At 39.5% G+C, this 17,884-nt stretch carries 17 protein-coding genes and 1 pseudogene; 6 read left to right on the forward strand and 12 right to left on the reverse strand.

What is annotated here, in order from left to right; genetic code table 11:
• Nucleotides 1-9: 9 nt before the first annotated feature.
• Nucleotides 10-2,781 (forward strand): DNA polymerase I, encoded by a 2,772-nt coding sequence (polA, locus tag KIP84_RS15330; RefSeq protein ID WP_213688848.1) that lies wholly within the window; start codon nucleotides 10-12, stop codon nucleotides 2,779-2,781.
• Nucleotides 2,782-2,834: 53 nt separating this feature from the next.
• On the opposite strand, the gene KIP84_RS15335 is transcribed toward polA, so the two are convergent.
• From KIP84_RS15335 to ppx, 5 genes are read right to left on the reverse strand one after another with little or no spacing between them, the layout of a single operon-like run.
• The gene (locus tag KIP84_RS15335) at nucleotides 2,835-3,404 is read right to left on the reverse strand and encodes a YggT family protein (protein ID WP_002054582.1); all 570 of its coding nucleotides are present in this window, start codon (nucleotides 3,402-3,404) and stop codon (nucleotides 2,835-2,837) included.
• Between the two features lie 21 nt (nucleotides 3,405-3,425).
• Nucleotides 3,426-4,262 carry a pyrroline-5-carboxylate reductase gene (proC, locus tag KIP84_RS15340; protein ID WP_213689856.1) on the reverse strand — a complete coding sequence of 279 codons (837 nt, stop codon included), beginning with the start codon at nucleotides 4,260-4,262 and terminating at the stop codon, nucleotides 3,426-3,428.
• Nucleotides 4,237-5,517: a tRNA lysidine(34) synthetase TilS gene (tilS, locus tag KIP84_RS15345; RefSeq protein ID WP_249222131.1), complete on the reverse strand. Its 1,281-nt coding sequence runs from the start codon at nucleotides 5,515-5,517 to the stop codon at nucleotides 4,237-4,239. Before tilS ends, proC begins: the two co-directional genes overlap by 26 nt.
• Nucleotides 5,518-5,573: 56 nt before the next feature.
• Entirely contained in the window at nucleotides 5,574-6,395 is an 822-nt protein-coding gene (locus KIP84_RS15350) for an acetyl-CoA carboxylase carboxyltransferase subunit alpha (RefSeq protein ID WP_213688850.1), read from the reverse strand.
• Between the two features lie 18 nt (nucleotides 6,396-6,413).
• Entirely contained in the window at nucleotides 6,414-7,934 is a 1,521-nt protein-coding gene (gene ppx / locus KIP84_RS15355; protein WP_213688851.1) for an exopolyphosphatase, read from the reverse strand.
• Nucleotides 7,935-8,209: 275 nt separating this feature from the next.
• On the opposite strand from ppx, the gene trxA reads away from it, so the two are divergent.
• Both trxA and rho read left to right on the forward strand, forming a co-directional pair.
• On the forward strand, nucleotides 8,210-8,536 hold the full coding sequence (gene trxA / locus KIP84_RS15360; protein WP_002054512.1) for a thioredoxin: 327 nt from the start codon (nucleotides 8,210-8,212) through the stop codon (nucleotides 8,534-8,536).
• 321 nt (nucleotides 8,537-8,857) lie between these two features.
• Nucleotides 8,858-10,126: a transcription termination factor Rho gene (gene rho / locus KIP84_RS15365; protein WP_002117304.1), complete on the forward strand. Its 1,269-nt coding sequence runs from the start codon at nucleotides 8,858-8,860 to the stop codon at nucleotides 10,124-10,126.
• Between the two features lie 190 nt (nucleotides 10,127-10,316).
• Here the strand turns inward: rho and KIP84_RS15370 are convergent, their stop codons facing one another.
• On the reverse strand, nucleotides 10,317-10,442 hold the full coding sequence (locus KIP84_RS15370; protein WP_002117184.1) for a hypothetical protein: 126 nt from the start codon (nucleotides 10,440-10,442) through the stop codon (nucleotides 10,317-10,319).
• A 94-nt stretch (nucleotides 10,443-10,536) separates the two neighbouring features.
• On the opposite strand from KIP84_RS15370, the gene KIP84_RS15375 reads away from it, so the two are divergent.
• A complete protein-coding gene (locus KIP84_RS15375) occupies nucleotides 10,537-10,785 on the forward strand; it encodes a hypothetical protein (RefSeq protein WP_068565051.1) in 249 nt (82 codons plus the stop codon).
• 147 nt (nucleotides 10,786-10,932) lie between these two features.
• Here KIP84_RS15375 and KIP84_RS15380 read toward each other — a convergent pair whose 3' ends face one another.
• Genes KIP84_RS15380 through pheS form a run of 3 tightly spaced genes read right to left on the reverse strand, consistent with a single transcriptional unit; the run spans nucleotide 10,933 to nucleotide 14,620 of the window.
• Nucleotides 10,933-11,229 (reverse strand): integration host factor subunit alpha, encoded by a 297-nt coding sequence (locus KIP84_RS15380; protein ID WP_000126166.1) that lies wholly within the window; start codon nucleotides 11,227-11,229, stop codon nucleotides 10,933-10,935.
• A complete protein-coding gene (gene pheT / locus KIP84_RS15385) occupies nucleotides 11,226-13,607 on the reverse strand; it encodes a phenylalanine--tRNA ligase subunit beta (RefSeq protein WP_213688852.1) in 2,382 nt (793 codons plus the stop codon). Before pheT ends, KIP84_RS15380 begins: the two co-directional genes overlap by 4 nt.
• 32 nt (nucleotides 13,608-13,639) lie before the next feature.
• Nucleotides 13,640-14,620: a phenylalanine--tRNA ligase subunit alpha gene (gene pheS, locus KIP84_RS15390; RefSeq protein ID WP_005066295.1), complete on the reverse strand. Its 981-nt coding sequence runs from the start codon at nucleotides 14,618-14,620 to the stop codon at nucleotides 13,640-13,642.
• A gap of 158 nt (nucleotides 14,621-14,778) precedes the next feature.
• Here pheS and KIP84_RS15395 point away from each other — a divergent pair, with 158 nt between their 5' ends.
• Nucleotides 14,779-15,771, forward strand: a complete 993-nt coding sequence (locus tag KIP84_RS15395) for a hypothetical protein (protein ID WP_213689857.1) — start codon at nucleotides 14,779-14,781, stop codon at nucleotides 15,769-15,771.
• Nucleotides 15,772-15,823: 52 nt separating this feature from the next.
• On the opposite strand, the gene rplT is transcribed toward KIP84_RS15395, so the two are convergent.
• The 3 genes and pseudogenes from rplT to KIP84_RS15410 form a co-directional block, all read right to left on the reverse strand.
• Nucleotides 15,824-16,183 carry a 50S ribosomal protein L20 gene (gene rplT, locus KIP84_RS15400; protein WP_000124858.1) on the reverse strand — a complete coding sequence of 120 codons (360 nt, stop codon included), beginning with the start codon at nucleotides 16,181-16,183 and terminating at the stop codon, nucleotides 15,824-15,826.
• Nucleotides 16,184-16,194: 11 nt separating this feature from the next.
• The gene (gene rpmI, locus KIP84_RS15405; protein ID WP_002054552.1) at nucleotides 16,195-16,389 is read right to left on the reverse strand and encodes a 50S ribosomal protein L35; all 195 of its coding nucleotides are present in this window, start codon (nucleotides 16,387-16,389) and stop codon (nucleotides 16,195-16,197) included.
• A pseudogene (locus KIP84_RS15410) lies at nucleotides 16,377-16,590 on the reverse strand (hypothetical protein). The gene rpmI and the pseudogene KIP84_RS15410 overlap by 13 nt, the downstream one beginning before the upstream one ends.
• Before the next feature lie 38 nt (nucleotides 16,591-16,628).
• Here KIP84_RS15410 and nreB point away from each other — a divergent pair.
• Nucleotides 16,629-17,879 (forward strand): nickel resistance MFS transporter NreB, encoded by a 1,251-nt coding sequence (gene nreB, locus KIP84_RS15415; RefSeq protein ID WP_213688853.1) that lies wholly within the window; start codon nucleotides 16,629-16,631, stop codon nucleotides 17,877-17,879.
• The last annotated feature ends 5 nt before the right edge of the window (nucleotides 17,880-17,884 follow it).

Below are 17,884 nucleotides of genomic sequence, written 5' to 3' on the forward strand. Positions count from 1 at the left end.
AATTGTTCAATGCCACCATTTGTCTTGGTTGATGGGTCCTATTTTTTATTTCGTGCATATCATGCATTACCACCATTGACGACCTCTACAGGGTTACATACCAATGCAATACGTGGGGCAATTTCTGCCATTCAAAAATTAATGCGCCGTATGCAGCCAACACATATGGCCGTCATTTTTGATACGCCTGAGCCAACTTTCCGCCACAAGCTTTCACCTATTTATAAAGGTGATCGCCCTACCATGCCGGAAGAATTATCTCAACAGATTCCATATTTGCATGCATTGATTAAAGCTCAGGGGATTCCTTTATATAGTCTTCCGGGTGCAGAGGCAGATGACATTATCGGTACGCTCGCTAAACGTGCCGTACTCGAAGGCCATCATGTACTTATCTCAACCGGAGATAAAGACATGGCTCAGCTCGTCAATGACCATGTAAAACTTGAAGATAGCTTTAAAGATCGTGTCATGGATACCGATGGGGTATTTGAAAAATTTGGTGTTTGGCCAAATCAAATTATCGATTACTTAACCCTTATGGGCGATGCGTCTGATGGCATCATGGGTGTACCTGGCGTAGGTGCAAAAACAGCAGCTAAGTTACTAACTGAATATGGCACTTTAGACAATATTATTGCCAATGCAGACCAACTTAAAGGCAAACTTAGCCAAAATATTAAAGATAACTTAGACAATATTAAGCTTGACCACCAGTTAGCTAGCATTGTTTGTGATCTTCCTTTAGAACTCGATTGGCATGAGTTAAAGCTTACTGATCCAAATGTAGAGGCTCTACGTAATCTTTATACTGAGCTTGAGTTTAGAAACCAATTACAGTCGCTTGATCATCCAAACAATCCAAATAGCTCAAGCTATAAACAACAAGCTTCACAGACTATTGTTCAAAATGAAGTTAAACCTGCTGAATCTATAGAAACTGAAGATCAAGCAAGCTTAACCAGTCAAGATGACCAGCTTGGAACTGCAAATTATCACACTGTTTTAACCCAAGAAGCATGGGATCAGCTCTGGCAACGCATGCAAAATGCCGATCATTTTGCTATTGATACAGAAACTACAAGCCTGGACTACCGTATTGCCGAGATGGTTGGTTTTTCAATCGCATTTGATGCGAAAGATGCCTACTATGTTCCATTAGCGCATAATTATGAAAATGCGCCACAGCAACTAGATCGTGATCAAATTCTGGTTCAAATTAAGCCTGTGCTAGAAAATGAAGCAGTTAAAAAAATTGGGCATCACCTTAAATATGATGCCCATATCTTTGCCAATCATGGCATAGAACTTAAAGGCTGGTATTTCGATAGCATGCTTGCATCTTATGTATTGAATGCAGCAGCGACTCGTCACGGCATGGATGACGTAGCTCGTGTCTACTTAAGCCACTTAACCACCACCTTTGAACAAATTGCTGGTAAGGGCGCCAAACAAAAGACTTTCAATCAAATTGAGATTGAAGTTGCTGCTCACTATGCTGCAGAAGATGCTCATGTGACTTATCGTTCGTATGAAGTGCTTTCAAACAAACTTAAGCCATTTCCTGAGCTAGAAAATATTTTATATAACATCGAAATGCCAGTTGCCCGTATTTTATCGGGTATGGAAGAAGATGGAATTCGTTTAGATCATGCCTTCTTAGATAAATTAAGCGTTGAATTTGCAAAAACGATGGAAGGGCTTGAAAATCAGGCGATGGAAATTGCAGATGAAACTTTTAATATTGCATCTCCTAAACAAGTAGGTGAAATCCTATTTGATAAATTAGGAATCAAAGGCGGTAAAAAAACTGCAACTGGACAATACAGCACCAGTGAAAGTGTTTTAGAAAAAATTGAACATCCTTTAGCGGAAATTATTCTAGAGCATCGCGGTTTAGCAAAGCTAAAAAGTACCTATACTGACCGTTTAGTTGAGCAATCTCATAACGACACGCATCGTGTACATACGAGTTATCACCAAGCACTCACAGCAACAGGTCGCCTCTCCTCTTCAGATCCTAACTTACAAAATATTCCAATTCGTAGACAAATTGGGCGCCAAATTCGTAAAGCATTCATTGCGCCAGAAGGCCGAGTACTATTGGCTGCCGATTACTCGCAAATTGAATTACGTTTAATGGCTCATTTTTCTCAAGATGAAGCATTAGTACACGCATTCCAGCATGGACAAGACGTTCACCGTCGTACTGCTGCCGAAGTATTGGGCATTGATATCGAAGATGTGACCAATGATCAACGTCGTCAAGCGAAAGCAGTTAACTTTGGTCTACTGTATGGTATGTCTGAGTTTGGTTTAATTCGTCAGTTAGGCTTTACACGTCAGGAATCACAAAACTATATTAAGCAATATTTCCAACGCTATCCTGGCATCTATGAATATATGCAACGCACACGTCAAGTTGCATCAGAGCAAGGTTTTGTTGAAACTATTTTAGGTCGTCGTCTTTATACACCAGATATTGATGCACGAAATGTAATGGTACGTAAGGCTGCCGAACGTGCTGCAATTAATGCACCGTTACAAGGTAGTGCCGCTGATATCATTAAACTTGCAATGATTGAAGTCGATAAAATCTTACCAAAAGATCAAGCCAAGCTACTTCTTCAAGTACACGATGAATTAGTATTTGAAGCAGATCAAAACATTGCCGAGGAGCTCTCTAAGCAAATCGCGACTGTCATGGAATCTGTAGTAAAAATTTCTGTGCCTTTAGTTGTTGAAGTTGGGCAAGGGCAAAACTGGGATGATGCCCATTAATTAATTGAAATAAAAAAAGGGCTGTATTAACAGCCCTTTTTTATTGCGTTAACTTAAAGTCCTGTTAAAAGAACTTTTGCAACTTCATTCATTAAGATCTCGGCAATATAAAGCGCTAAAAAGGCCAAAATTGGAGATAAGTCAATCATTCCCATATTAGGCAATAAACGACGGAATGGTGCGAGTAATGGTTCTGCCAAATCTTGAATCACCTCAATGTAAGGTGAACGAGATTGAGTGAACATAACCACCCAGCTCAAAATGATTGTCGCGAAAATTAAATAACGGCAGAAACGAATCAAGTCTTGGATCATCGTCACAAATGTCAGAATCACTAAATGAATCGGACTATTTGGCATTGAACCTGAAAGATACATCACACCGAAAATTTTCAGTAAATATAAAATAATTAAAAGAACTAACGCAGCTAAATTGAACCGGCCTTTTGCGACTGTTGGAAAAATACGGCCAAAAATATCAACAATCTTCGTCGCCTTTACTGTCGATAAAACCACAGGATTATAAGGACTTACTGCCGCCAATTGCATTAAGAACCGGAAAAAGACCAATAAAATCGCAACGTTAATTAAAATTCCAAAAATTAGCGCAGAATTTGCACCCATAGTTGTCTTATCCTATTAAAGCTATTTTGCACTGTCACTCAGTTCTTGAGCCAATTCTTGACTACGCTTCTGTGCAGCAGCTAATGCAGATTGAATATTTTGAGAGATTTGTGCACGATCAAAAACTTCAAGTGCAGCTTGTGTTGTACCATTCGGTGAAGTCACATTTTTACGTAGTTCAGACGGAGTATTTGAACTCGTAATTGCCATTTGAGCCGCACCTAATGCTGTTTGAAGTGTTAATGCAGTTGCAACTTTTTCATCTAGCCCTAGATTTTTACCTGCGCGGATCATACTTTCCATGAGGTAGAAGAAATAAGCCGGACCTGAACCTGAAACTGCCGTTACCGCATCAATTTGAGCTTCGGAGTTTACCCAAATTGTTAAACCAGTTGCTGCTAAAATTTGACTCGTTAATTCACGGTCTGAAGCACCAACCACATCAGTCGCATAAATACCATGTGCGCCAGTTTGAACTAATGCTGGCGTATTTGGCATAACACGTACAATTCGTTCGCTATCAATAAGATTTGATATTGTCTTAATTTCCGCACCAGCAATAATCGAAATAACCAGTTTATCCGATAATAAGCCTTTCAACGGGCGTAGAACATTTGCTAAAACCTGTGGTTTTACAGCAAGTACTACAACATCTGCATTTTTAATTGCAGCCACATTATCTTGGGTTACATGAATTTCTTTTTCTTGTAATAAATGACGGATTTGTTCAACTGGATCTGAAACGGTAATACGTGTTGGCGGCAAACCTCTCGAAATTAGCCCGCCAATCAACGCTTGGGCCATATTACCACCACCAATAAAACAGATATTACTATTTACTGCACTTGTCATAACCATATTCGCCATTTACCAGATCACAAGAATGAGAAATTAAATCTGGTTGCCATCCTCCTTGCTCACAATACGGAGACTGAGCCAACCAAAATCCTTTCGGTGTAAAAACACCAAGCATAACATTATCTATGACTAATATTTGAATTGTATGACGAAGCCAAGGCAAAATATGTGCCTCTTGAATTGCTTTTTTTAATGGCCATTGCCCAACACGACCATATAAATGGACTTTTTCACCGCCTTGACGTCGAATTATTTTTAATTCTTTATTTAATAAAGAATGACTTAAACCAATTTCTTTAGACACAATATGAAAAAGTCCAGAAGCCCCCTGCCACTTTTCTTCTAATTTAAATGCATGCTCGAGTTCAGCTTCAACCAGATTTAAAGTTTCCGCAAGATAAACCTGTTTACTTAACCTATAGAGTATATTTTGATAACGAACATAGTAAAACTGGTTCCAATGTAAAGCCGCTTGAGCATCTGACTTAGAGTCAATAACTTCAGTCTTTAAGCGCTCGACCATTTCAAATGCAGGCCGATATTGCCCACCACCCTTCATCCAAGCGGAAAGTAATTGACGTTGACGGGCAGATGATAAATCTAATAGTTTAATTAAATCTAAGCATTCAGCCGTTCCACAATGCTTTAAATCGGCTTTCAAAACTTCTTCTAAAATTTCAGAAGCATCTTGCATCAAATAGCTGGTACGACTAAGTGCCTGCTGCATTTTTGGAAATCGCTTTGTTAAAAATGGCCAAAGCTCTTCACGACACCACACACGATCATAATGGGTATCATAGTTCATTGGATCATCAATATACTTAACTTCAAGCTGAGCAGTCCAAAAAGCGATTTGCTCACGTGTTAGATCCAAAAAAGGGCGCCAAATTGTCATGTTTACACGGTAATCAATGGCTTGCATCGCAGCAAGTCCATCTACACCTGTACCTGCCAATAAACGTAAAATAACTGTTTCGGCCTGATCTTGCTGATGATGAGCGAGCACTAAAATTTCATTGGCTTGCAAATGTTGCTGATAAGCTTGATAACGTGCTTGACGTGCTTGAGCTTCCAGATTCCCATCAGAAATCTGAACTTTTTGAATAATATAAGGAATATTTAAATTTGTTGACTGACTGGCAACAAATCCCCCCCATTCTGCACTTTGTTTTTGCAGTTGATGATCAATGTAAATTGCTCGGATCTTTTGAGGGAAAATTTGAGCCATTAAATGTAGTAGTAGCATTGAATCCATGCCACCACTACATCCAATAAGAAAAGAACTATTTTCTGAAAACTCTTGAGCCTGCTTTAAGACGTGATGCCTAAATTTTCGCTGCCAAACTTCATTAAACGTTGATAACGTGCTTCGCATCGTTCATTTGCATCCATTGGTAGCAACTCTTCCAAAGCTTGCTTCAAAACCACTTTTAGGTTTTGCATAACACGCTCAGGGTCTAAATGAGCCCCTTCACCTTCATCTACTACATATTCAACAATACCTAGAGATTGTAGTTTATCTGCTGTTAAACCTAAAGCTTCACTTGCTTGAGCTGCTTTTTCAGCAGTCTTCCATAAAATAGAAGCACAACCTTCCGGTGAAATCACAGAATAAATACTATGCGATAACATAATCACTCGGTCAGCAACACCAATACCCAAAGCACCACCAGAACCACCTTCACCGAGTACTGTTGCAACAACAGGAACTTTCAAACTTGAAAGCTGAGCAAGGCTAGTAGCAATTGCTTCAGCTTGTCCACGTTCTTCAGCACCAACACCTGGGTATGCACCCATCGTATCAATAAACGTGAACACCGGAAGATTAAAACGCTCAGCCATATCTAATAAACGCTGAGATTTACGGTAACCTTCTGGGTTCGCCATACCAAAGTTATGCTTTAATTTTTCACGGGTACTACGACCACGGTGTTGTCCAATGACCATCACAGGTTGACCGTCAAAACGAGCAAGACCACCTACCATCGCACCATCGTCACCAAACAAACGATCACCATGCAAGGCATCAAACTCTGTAAAGATTTCACCGACATAATCTAGAAACTGCGGACGATCAGGATGACGTGCAATTTGAACCGTTGTCCACGCTTTGGACTGAGTAGCTTTTTTCATAGGTCGAATATTATCCCTTTAATCGATAAATTTTTCCGACTGAATATTCAATTCAATGTCCCAATGCTTAAACTGCTCTTGCTCATCATGCAAGTCGGCAACTAACAATGGCCATTGTTTGGCATCACCAGAAACACTAAGCTGCCATTGTTGATCATTTATGATGGTCAGTTCAATGGCAGGAAGCATCTGATCACTGCGACTATGGTTGAGTAAAACTGCAAGGCGAAGTAATAAACTTAAGTAAAGTAATTTATAACCGCCAGCCTTTAAAACTTCATTTTTTACATCATTACGTAATTTGCGACGATGATGAGCAACCAAATGTGAAAGATGGTTTTGATCAATTTGTGAGAAACCTGGAATATCAGAATGCTGTAATAAATAAGCACCATGACGATGGTAACCACCATGACTTATTGCTAAACCAATTTCATGCAAATATGCAGCACGGCGCAGTAAGTCACTGTCTTCACTCGTTAAATTAAGTGGTTTTGCCACACCATCAAATAACTGTTGAGCTGTATTTACAACTCGTTCTGCTTGTTTCGGATCAGCGTTATAGCGTCCCATTAGGGCTTGTACACTACGATCTCGGATATCTTCATGTTTAAAACGACCTAACAGGTCATACATGACTCCTTCACGTAATGCACCATCAGAATATGCCAAATGTTCAATTTCTAATACTTCAAAAACTGCGTACAAAATTGCCAATCCGGCTGGCAAAACTGCTCGTCGGTCTTCTCGAAGTCCTTCAAAATCAATTTCAGAAATATTTTTGAACTTAAGCAACTTATCTTTAAGTTTATAGAGGCCTTCACGAGTAACGTTTTCTTGTTCATCACTCAAGCCCATATTCACCATAATTTGGCGGCAAGCTTTAATCGTTCCACTAGAACCAACGACAGTATCCCAACCTTCCATTTTATACGTTGTTGCAATAGCTGAAAGTTCTTTACGGGCAGCAACAACTGCTTTATCAAAGGCTTTTTGTGTGATTTCGCCATCGGCAAAGTAGGCTTTTGTATAAGCCACGCATCCCATTTGCAATGACTCAGTGTAAATAGGTTCAAACTCCTCACCAATAATAAACTCAGTAGAACCACCACCAATATCTACAACCAAACGTCGACCACCATTTGCCATGGTATGCGATACGCCAAGATAAATCAGACGCGCTTCTTCTCGCCCAGCAATAATTTCAATAGGTTTAGGCAAGATTTCTGCTGCTTTTTGAATAAATTCATGACCATTTTTTGCCTGACGCAAAGCATTGGTCGCCACAATTCGTAAGCGATTTGGTTGAACAGAACTTAATCTTCCTACAAAACGAGCCAAGCAGGCTAGGCCTCGTTGCTGAGCTGCTTCTGTTAGGTTTTTATTCTCATCTAAACCAGCTGCGAGCTGTACTTTTTCTGACATCGAAGCAACTTTTTTAACTTCGCCATGATCTACCCGTGCAATTGCAAGGTGAAAACTGTTCGACCCCATATCTATGGCGGCAAGTAATTCTTCATCAATCAGAAAATCAGACATTATTGAACTAAACCCATAACAATTCACGCCTAGAGTAATTCACAAGAATGCAATTGAAAAGCCATTTTCATCAACAATTAGCTGTGATTTAAATTTTTCTATTTATAAGTTGATTGTACAAGTCGATGATGGATATCGTGAGCATCCATTAGACAAATTTAGTTAAGCCTTGAATAATAGCATCAAACCCTTACATTGAACTAAGTAGCTATGTAATACTGATAGAGATAATTTCTCCTGTAATAGCACTTTTTTCTAAAAATTGGAGCCGTACCATGTCTGCGACTATTGTAAATACAACTGATGATAACTTCCAAGCAGATGTTTTAGATGCTGAAACCCCTGTACTTGTTGACTTCTGGGCAGGATGGTGTGCACCTTGTAAAGCAATCGCGCCTGTTCTTGAAGACCTATCAAGTGAATATGCTGGTAAAGTAAAAATTGTTAAAGTTGATGTGACTTCTTGCGAAGATACAGCAGTGAAATACAACATCCGTAACATTCCTGCTTTACTACTTTTCAAAAATGGTGAAGTTGTAGCTCAACAAATTGGTGCTGTACCTCGCTCTAAACTTGTTAGCTTTATTGATGAAAACGTTTAAGTCAAAATGCTAAAAAAGAAAATACGCTATACTTTTTTATAGCGTATTTTTTTCGCCTATAAATTGACAAATTTGCTAGGCTGGCTTATATTGCATGCTCAAGAGGCACTGAAGGGAATCATCTTCGTCCGGCTTCTTACAAGACACAAACATAAAGATCGCCACTCGGCAACAGAAATTGTTTTTCACATTTCTCTTCGAAACAATTAATCAGACTTCTGAATTGTTATTGTGTAAATACAATTGCGATAATCTTTTTTGTATGCGAGCGATTTTTCTTCTTTTTAAACCACACTCTACTCTTTCCTAATTCTGACCCTTATGAATTTAACTGAACTCAAGAAAAAACCAATCGGCGAACTAATTAAAATTGCTGAATTTATGGGCCTGGAAGGTATGGCTCGTAACAGAAAGCAAGATATTATTTTTGCCATTTTGAAACGCCATGCGATGAATGGCGAAGAAATTTTTGGTGATGGCGTTCTCGAAATTCTCTCTGATGGTTTTGGTTTTTTGCGTTCTGCCGCAGGTTCGTATTTAGCAGGTCCGGATGATATTTATGTGAGTCCTTCACAGATCCGACGCTTTAACTTGCGTACAGGTGATACCATCACAGGTACTATTCGCCCTCCAAAAGAAGGTGAGCGTTATTTTGCGTTGCTCAAAGTTAACCAGATTAACTACGACACGCCAGAAAATTCTCGAAATAAAATTTTATTTGAAAACTTAACTCCCCTTTTCCCGACCGAACAATTGGTTATGGAATTAGGTAATGGTACGACTGAAGACTTAACTGCTCGTGTCGTTGATTTAGTTGCGCCAATTGGTAAAGGCCAACGTTCTATTATTGTTGCACCGCCGAAAGCGGGTAAAACAATGTTACTTCAAAATATTGCTCAATCGATTGTTAGAAACAATCCAGAAGTATTCTTGATCGTTCTACTCATTGACGAACGTCCAGAAGAAGTAACCGAAATGGAGCGTACTGTTCGCGGTGAAGTTATTGCTTCAACATTTGATGAAGCTCCAGCTCGCCATGTACAAGTTGCAGAAATGGTTATTGAAAAAGCTAAACGTCTTGTTGAACATAAAAAAGATGTTGTGATTCTTCTTGACTCTATTACCCGTCTGGCACGTGCTTACAACACTGTTATCCCGTCATCAGGTAAAGTGTTAACGGGTGGTGTAGACGCTCATGCATTAGAGCGCCCTAAACGTTTCTTCGGTGCTGCGCGTAATATCGAAGAAGGTGGTTCACTTACGATCATCTCTACTGCTTTGATTGAAACAGGCAGTAAAATGGATGACGTAATTTATGAAGAATTCAAAGGTACAGGTAACCAAGAGATTACGCTTGATCGCCGTATTGCTGAAAAACGTGTCTTCCCTGCTATGAATATCAAAAAATCTGGCACACGTCGTGAAGAGCGTTTAATGGATGAAGATAAATTACGTAAAGTATGGATCCTCCGTAAGCTACTTCACCCAATGGATGAGTTGGCAGCAATGGAATTCTTACTTGACCGTATGAAAGAAACCAAAACAAATGATGATTTCTTTGATCAAATGAAACGTAAAGCTTCAACTTAACTAATTAAGCCTTCAAAAAAGCCACTCTTTTGAGTGGCTTTTTATTTGGTTGACAAGCTTTACACAAAAATACATTTTGCTTATTTTTATGTAAAATTATTTATAAGCTTTTGATAATAAATATTTTTGCATAAAAAAGCTTAGTCTTTTTAGTAGCTTACCTCTACCTTTTCCAATATATACGAGCTGATTAATTGTTTTTTTCTGTTAAAAAACAGTCTGTTTTTCTCTTTTTCATACGTTTTTTTGATAGACGACAGTAGTATTTCAGCATTTGCAGTGATAGCATAGCGGCAGACCAGTTAGACTGCTCCATGCGTTGTTACCTAGCTACGTTTTAGGAATAATAAAAGCAAAACAGTCCAACTTAGGTTTTTTTAATCTCAAATCTTTTTTGTGAGAGTGATGCCATGTTATTCAAAAAATTCGCTGTTGCTGCTGCTGTTGCTGCTACTTTAGCTTTCGTTGGTTGTTCTAAGAAAGAAGAAGCTCCTGCTGCTGCTTCTGAAGCTGTAGCTGCTGCTTCTGAAGCTACTGCTGCTGCTTCTGAAGCTTCTACTGCTGCTTCTCAAGCTGTTGATGCTGCTGCATCTGAAGCTTCTGCTGCTGCTGCTTCTGCACCTGCTGCTTCTGAAGCTGCTGCTTCTGCTGCACACTAATCTATATTTTAGATTAGATAAAAAAGAGGACATTTTGTCCTCTTTTTTTATACCTAAATTTTATATATGAATGACTAAGCATACTTTTCTAATAATAAGCAAAATTTATTCTAGGTTTATTTAAAATTATAAGTAAAAAAAAGCAGATCAATCGATCTGCTCATTTCCAACGCGTTGTCTAAACTTCTGACCCGCTCTGAAGGTCACTACCCTACGTGCTGAAATTGGAATTTCTTCACCTGTCTTAGGGTTACGTCCTGGACGTTCGCGTTTATCTCTTAACTCGAAATTACCAAAACCAGAAAGCTTAACCTGCTCCCCTGCAATAAGCGCTTGGCTAATCTCGTCGAAGAACAACTCGACCATTTGTTTTGCTTCACGGCGATTTAAGCTGGTTAACTCACTTAAATGATCAGCCATGTCTGCTTTAGTTAATGCTGTCATGAGGCCCTCAATGTCGCTTGATAAGTGTTTTCCAACACTTGGATTATATTGTCCATACCAGATTTAATTTCAGCATCTTCAAGCGTACGTGAAGGATGTTGCCATAATAATGCAAACGCCAATGAGCGCTTACCTTCTTCGACACCCTGCCCCGTATACACATCGAATAACCATGTAGAGTCTAAAAGCTCTCCACCAGTTTTTTCGATTAACTGCTGAATATCTCTAACATTTATATTATCAGAGATTAAAAGCGCAATATCACGTCTAATCGAAGGAAAACGTGATAATTCTGTAAAATTAGATACATAAGATTGCAAAACGGCTGCTTGATCAAGTTCAGCAACCCAAGTTGTGCTTAAATCTAGCTCATTTTCTAAAGATGGGTGTAGACGGCCTAAGTAACCAATTGATTGGCCATCAACTAAAATTTCAGCAGACTGCCCTGGATGCAACCATGCACGCTCTGAACGCACATATTCAACTTTGACACGTCCAGCAGCTAAAATCTCTTCTATCTCTCCTTTGAAGTCAAAGAAATCCATTGGTTGAGGCTTCACATGCCAAGATTCTAGTTGTTGCGAGCCAACTGCCACTAAAGCTAAAGTTGGAATCTGTTTTAGATCCTCAATACTTTTAGCATCTTGATAATCAAAACGAAGTCCTAGTTCAAAGAAGCGAACACGGCTTTGCTGACGGTTAAGATTATATTGTACGCAAGGAATTAAACTTGAAAGCAAAGTACTACGCATCGCAGCCAAATCACTTGAAATTGGATTTGCTAGCATTAACGGATTTACTTGCGGGTTCAATTGCTTTTCAAGTTTTGCATCAGCAAAGCTAAAACTAATTGCTTCTTGATAGCCTAAAGTCACGATAGTTTGGCGCAACTCTGCAATTTCAAATTGGTCTTGATATTTAGCTAATTGAACATCCATGCTTGGTAAGCTAATTTGGATATTGTCATAACCATCAATACGTGCCACTTCTTCAATTAAGTCTTGATAAATAGCCATATCATAGCGATGTGATGGAGGCACTACCCTCCACTCACCTTCAGCTTTAACAGTTACTTCACATCCTAGTCGAGTTAAAGCATCTGCAATGAAATCAGCCGTCAATTGATATCCCAACAATTGGTCTACCTGAGCTTGTTTCAGTTCAATTGCTTCACGTTTTGGTAAAATTTCAGTTTTTTCAGCTACAGTAATTGGACCAAATTCACCACCTGCTAACTCTTGAATAAGCTGCGAAGCACGGTTCATGGCAATTAATGGCAACTCAAAATCCACACCACGTTCATAACGCTGTGAAGAATCAGTATGCAAGCCAAAACGACGAGCACGTCCAGCAATAGCAAGTGGCGCGAAGAATGCACTTTCTAGGAAAATGTCAGTTGTGTCATCAGTTACGCTTGATGCTAAACCACCCATAATTCCGGCAATTGCCAAAGCCTTCTGGTCATCAGCAATCACCATTATATCTTCTTGCAATTCAACTTCTTGATCATTAAGGAGTTGTAGTTTTTCTTGTGGCTGAGCTTGACGCACATGTACAGTCCCTTCGATTTTAGCTAAATCGAAAGCATGCATTGGCTGACCCAGTTCCATAAGGACATAGTTCGTCACATCAACCAAAATACTGTGCGTGCGAATTCCTGAACGAGCTAAAGCCTGCTCCATCCACTCAGGAGTAGCAGCTTTTACATTAACGTTTTTAATTACACGTCCTAAATAGCGTGGAGCACCTTCAGTGCTGATCACTACTTTCTTCTCATCAGCAATTGTCGCTTCAACTGATTTAATATCAGGTTCATTCACTTGCAGTTGGTTAATTACTGCAATCTCACGAGCGATACCACGGATACTGAAACAGTCACCACGGTTTGGTGTAATACTGATATCGATGACGTTATCATCGAGTTTTAAGTATTCACGGATATTTATCCCTACTGGAGCATCAGCAGGTAACTCAAGCAAACCATCGATTTTATCTTCAAGATCAATTTCAGAAGCACCACAAAGCATGCCTTGTGACTCAACTCCACGAAGTTTACCTTTTTTGATTTTGAAATCACCCGGTAATACAGCACCAATCGTTGCAACTGGAGCTTTCATGCCAACACGAACATTCGGTGCCCCACAAACAATTTGTAAAGGCTCGCCCGAACCAATATTCACTGTTGTTACACGCAAACGATCTGCATCTGGATGCTGCTCAACTGTTAAAACTTCGCCGACCACGACGCCAGTAAATGGCTTAGCAACAGGTGCAAGTTCATCAACTTCAAGACCAAGCATAGTTAACTGATCAGACAATGTCTCACTATCAATTGCTGGGTTAACCCATGTGCGTAGCCAATTTTCGCTAATCTTCATCTTTATAAACCTTTTTTAATCCTGAAAAACTGTTAGGCAAATTGGCGTAAGAAACGCACATCATTTTGATAGAACATACGCAAATCATTAATGCCATAACGCAACATTGCAAAACGCTCTACCCCTAAGCCAAAAGCAAAGCCTTTGTATTTATCAGGATCAATACCTGCAGCACGCAATACATTTGGATGTACCATGCCACAGCCTAATACTTCTAACCAACGCCCACGCTCATCCATGATATCTACTTCTGCACTAGGCTCTGTAAATGGGAAATATGAAGGACGGAAACGTACTTTTAAATCTTTCTCAAAAAATTCATTCAGTAGGTTAATCAATAAACCTTTTAATTCAGCAAAGCTGGTGTTCTCAGCAACGTATAAGCCTTCGATCTGATGGAACATTGGCGAATGCGTTTGATCCGAATCACAACGGTAAACACGGCCAGGGCACACGATACGAATTGGCGGCTCACTCGTCTCCATTGTACGGATCTGTACCCCAGAGGTATGCGTACGTAGCAAGTGAGTGGCATCAAAGTAGAAAGTATCGTGCATAGCACGTGCTGGATGGTGACCAGGAATATTTAATGCTTCGAAATTGTGATAGTCATCTTCAACTTCTGGACCGGTTGCAACTGTAAAACCAGCTTTAGTGAAGAACTGACAAATTCGCTCTTGTACTTGAGTAACAGGATGAACTGTACCAATACGTTGACCACGGCCCGGCAGTGTAATATCAATCGTTTCACTTGCTAGCTTTTGCGCAAGTGCTGCCTGTTGTAGTGCCGTTTGACGCTCTGTTAATGCAGTATTAATTGTTTCTCGAACAGCATGAATCGCAGCACCTTGTACTTTACGTTCTTCAGGGTCCATTTTCCCTAATGCTTTCGATTGTTCTGCAAGCTGGCTTTTTTTCCCTGTAAATTGCACACGCACCTGATCAAGTGCAACAAGGTCTTGAGCTGCTGCAATGGCAGCAAGCGCTTCTGTGGTCAGGGCTTCCAGTGACATATTAACTCTCAAAGCAACAAATTTAAAAAATATAATAAAACACTGCATTCTAACAGTTTTTCATCGAATTGATGAAGTTTATCCATCATGAAAAATGTATTAGGCAACAAAAAGATAAAACGTATAAGATAGTAGCATCGTCAATGAGATCAACTATTATGGCGCTTAATCAGATTTGGAAACAACAACTTACGCTTGTGACATATGGTAATGAATACCTCCGTCAGAATTTAAGCTTTAACCAATGGCGACAACATCATATTTTCGACCATCATAGTTTTCAGTTTCGTGACTTAACTTCTCAACATTTGTTGGCCCAACACTTTCAAGTCTGGCTAGAAGCATTAAAAAAACAAGGTACCTCAAAACTTAGCTTACATTTATCAAGCCTTCTCAATGAAGAGCAAAATCCAAACAGTAATGTCGAGCTCTTACCTTATACTCATTTTATCGTGAGCCATCAGAATGATAAGAAATTTGCTTGGATTTTTGGCCATGAGCTTGCCGAATGGTATAACAATGATAATGAGTTTGAAGCCCCTGCCTCACAAACCTGTGAGCTTCGTTTAGAAACTTTCTGGCGTTTTGAACTCAATGAAAAATTATCAAAAAAAATTGAAGCTGATTTAAAAAATCCGCCATGGCAAGAAATAGCTGATTTTATGGATAGTGAATTATTTCGTAGTAAATATGCAGCAGGCTTTGAGGAGCCAGAACTTCAAAATGCACTTTTTGATGGTACAAATATTAAAAGCTTAGAGCCAAAACACGCCCTAATTCCTGAGAGCTATCCCGCAGATTACGCTCATCAACTTTTATTTCGTACTCAAGCATTAGCTGATTATTTAGAACAAAAGAAACGCCTTGCAAATGATCCTTTAGGAGAAGAACTAGACCAAGAGCAACTCATTAATTTAAGAAACTTTACACAAAAAACTGATGATTTGTTTGCCAAGCTTATTGTAAAAGTTGCCAACCATTATCAAACAGCTCAGATGGTGCCTGTAGTTAAAGCATCTCCATTTGAGCAATCAAATGAAAATCCTCAACATTTGAAATCTCAACATCATAAAGGTACTGGTTCAGGCGTGATTAAGCTGATTATTCTAACCATTATTATTTGTGCTCTGGCTTATTATTTTGGACTATAAATAAATAATAAAAAAGACCGCTAAAAAGCGGTCTTTCTTTGAATCTCTAAGCTTATGCAGCTAGTGCACCTTTAGCTTTTTCAGCTAAAGCAGCAAATGCTACTGCATCATGCATAGCGATGTCAGCTAATACGCGACGGTCGATGATCACTTGAGCTTTTTTCAAGCCATCGATCATACGGCTGTAAGACAAACCGTTTTGACGAGCACCAGCATTGATACGCGCAATCCATAGAGCACGGAATTGACGTTTCTTTTGACGGCGGTCACGGTAAGCGTATTGACCAGCTTTGATTACCGCTTGGAACGCTACGCGGTAAACGCGTGAACGAGCACCGTAGTAACCTTTAGCGCGAGCAAGAATTTTTTTGTGACGACGATGAGCCACTACACCACGTTTTACACGAGCCATTTATAATCTCCTTAGATGTATGGGCACATACGACGAACTGAATTCATGTCAGAAACATGAACCATTACACAGCCGCGTAATTGACGGATACGTTTAGCAGATTTTTTGGTCAAAATGTGGCGCTTGAATGCTTGTTTGCGCTTAAAACCGTTTGCAGTCGCTTTGAAGCGTTTAGCTGCACCACGGCGAGTTTTTAACTTAGCCATAGTAACCTCTTTTGGGCACCTGTTCGGCACGATCGCACCATTGCAAAATCGACCTGCAGGTAAGGAAGCGCGTATTTTATAGCAACCTGAGCAAAATTAAAACTATTAGTTACTGTTTTTATGAGTGCAAAGAAAGACTTTTCCAAATTCAACCGTGCCAGCAATATCAATAATAAATAAAGCACCTATGCTTTTTTCCATTTATAATATGATCAAATTATCAACATACGATATTCCTAATGCAGAAACATGATGCATTTGCTGCCTTACGCTACAGAGATTTCTCAATTGTTACGATTAATCAATTTTGCTTAACTTTAGCAATTCTGATTCAAGAAATTATTGTTGCCTACTCACTCTATCAAATCACCAAAGACCCTCTGACTCTAGGTCTAATTGGACTCGCAGAAGCCATTCCTTTTATTGCTCTTTCTCTTTGGGGTGGCTATTTTGCAGATAGATTTAATAAACAGATTATTATGAAGATCTGTTTATTTTTCTCGGTTGCTCTTCCTTTAGTACTGTGGTCACTGTTCCATCTACATGGTTTAGGTCATATCAGCGTCAATTTCCTTTCTTGGGGTATTTATGCTGTTATTTTTGGCTTAGGTACTATACGTGGGTTTTATAATCCCTCTGCAACGTCTTTAAAACCATTTTTGATTCCTCGTGAACTGTATGCAAATGGTGCAACATGGACGACGATCGGTTGGCAAAGTGGTGTAATCATCGGGCCAATGCTTGGTGGTTTCATGCTTGCCTATTTAGGCCGAGAAACAAGCCTATTTAGTGTTGCGGTTTTACTTGGTATTTGTTTTATCTTAATTAACCTATTGCATAAGCGTAGTTTTCCTAAAATTGAAACCGCTAACGTTTTAGAAAGTTTAGGAGATGGTTTCCGTTTTATCTGGAAAACTAAAATTGTTCTTTGGGCAATTTCTCTTGATTTAGCTTCTGTTTTATTTGGTGGAGTCATCGCATTATTACCAATTTTTGCAGAAGATATCTTAAAAGTCGGTCCAGAAGGACTGGGATATTTGCGTGCGGCGCCATCTATTGGAGCACTCGTCACTATGATTGCTTTGACTCGCTTTCCACCAACTCAGCATGCATGGCGTAACATGCTACTTGCTGTTGCAGGATTTGGTGTTTTTACGATTCTTTTCGCTTTCTCAAATAACATGTGGTTATCACTATTTGCGCTGGCTATGACAGGCGCTTGTGACAGCATTTCAGTTGTGGTTAGACAAACCATTTTGCAAATTTTTCCGCCAGAAAATATGCGTGGTCGCGTTGCTGCCGTAAATGGCATGTTCGTTTCATCAAGTAATGAGCTTGGTGCATTTGAGTCAGGTTTAGCAGCCAAATATTTAGGAACGATTGCAGCGACTATTTTTGGTGGTTGTATGACACTTGCAGTGGTCACCTTCTGTTGGCTAAAAACCAATGACCTATTTAAAGTCGATATTACAAAAAGCTCAGAAGACTAGTTAAA

The sequence above is a fragment of the Acinetobacter sp. BHS4 genome, assembly GCF_018454425.1.
In the GTDB taxonomy this organism is placed as follows: Bacteria; Pseudomonadota; Gammaproteobacteria; order Pseudomonadales; family Moraxellaceae; genus Acinetobacter; species Acinetobacter pittii.